2 protein-coding genes are annotated in these 1,547 nt (G+C 38.4%); both read right to left on the bottom strand.

Annotated features, from left to right (window positions below; translation table 11 throughout):
* Positions 1-312: GDP-mannose mannosyl hydrolase (locus ACS8FD_RS14190; RefSeq protein WP_439276339.1), on the bottom strand; the 312-nt coding region annotated here is incomplete at its 3' end.
* A gap of 46 nt (positions 313-358) precedes the next feature.
* Entirely contained in the window at positions 359-1,528 is a 1,170-nt protein-coding gene (locus ACS8FD_RS14185; RefSeq protein ID WP_439262423.1) for a DegT/DnrJ/EryC1/StrS family aminotransferase, read from the bottom strand.
* Positions 1,529-1,547 lie beyond the last annotated feature (19 nt).

Below are 1,547 nucleotides of genomic sequence, written 5' to 3'. Positions count from 1 at the left end.
TAGAGCTATATAGTGCGTTGATATTTCACTATCAAAAACACTGTCTACATACAGATGCTCAAACACGCCTAAAAAGCATGCCTCATCTAATGTAAATTCTTGATCTAGCTCAGCGCATGTCAAACGCTTGAATGCTTGAGCCAGAGTTTCATTCTTGTAAATACGACCACCAGGTACAAACCAATCTCCCTGCGCTGGACGATTGTTCCTTCTCCCTAATAATACCTGATCTTGAGCATTTTTAATGATTAGATCAATCGAGACTAGCGGCGTATTTTGGACAATGGTTTGAAATGTATTACGACTTAACATAGTAGACCTAATAGGTACAAAATGATAAAAAATAGGTCTTTGCTAATTACTTACTCAGCACTTCATGCAGCAGATTTAGCTGTTCGGTTAAATCAATCTGATGATTACCGACAAACAGACCGTTTTTATCTAGATATTCAGCGTTATCTACTGTACCTGACACTTCGTAATCAAAATACTCTAGTACTTCTTTATTCTTTAGGAAGTTTCCTGTCACGATCGGACGACATTCAATACCATTATCCACAAGCTTTTTAACCACTTCTTTACGAGTAATGCTAGCACCCTGACGGATAATAAAAGAGAACCCAAACCAGCTACTATTACCAATCTCTTTTTGAATCAGGAAATCTGGATGGTCGGCAAATAAAGATATGAAATATTCAGCATTTTTTCGACGCTGCGATATAAAGCTAGGCAATTTCTTTAACTGCTCTATACCAATTGCCCCACTCATCTCTAACGGGCGAACGTTATAACCGGGTAGTACGAACTTAAAAGATTCCTCAAATGGGTCATCTGATTTAGTACCAGTAAGACTATTCTCTTTAGGTAAGTTCCGTGTCCAGCCATGAGCACGTATACATAATAAGATATGATAAATCTCTTCATCATCTGTGACTACACAGCCTCCTTCCATCGTAGCAATATGATGAGAGAAGAATGAACTAAAGGTGCCCATTAAGCCAAATGTACCTGCTTGCTGTCCCTCAAAAGTCGCACCCATAGACTCGCAATTATCTTCTAGCAGAACAATATCTTTATCTGCTATCAGCGTATTAATTCTAGCAAAGTCATTTGGATTACCCAATAAATTCACCGTTAAAATGGCACGGGTTTTATCGGTAATGGCATTTTCAAGCTGATCTAAATCAATATTTAAGGTATCCAAGTCAACATCGACAAACTTAACTTTTAGACCATATTGCTGTAGTGGAAAATATGTAGTCGACCATGATACGGCTGGTACGATGACTTCATCACCACGCTTTAGAGGATTGTCTTTTTTGAAAAATAGCGCGGCTATCATCAGCAAGTTAGCCGTTGAGCCAGAGCTGGTCATCAATGCATACTTCGAACCGAAAAACGAGGCAAAGTCTTTTTCATATTGCGCTACTTGCGTATTCATCGAGTACATATCAGAATCTATAACACGTTGAATCGCGGCTAATTCTTTTTCATCCCAAGTGCTACTTGCTAACGAATAGTTAACCATTTAGTTTTTCTCCAAATAA

The sequence above is a fragment of the Psychrobacter sp. 1U2 genome, from assembly GCF_051847575.1.
The sequence above is the reverse complement of the archived record's forward strand: the minus strand, read 5'-3'. Positions and strand labels throughout refer to the sequence as shown.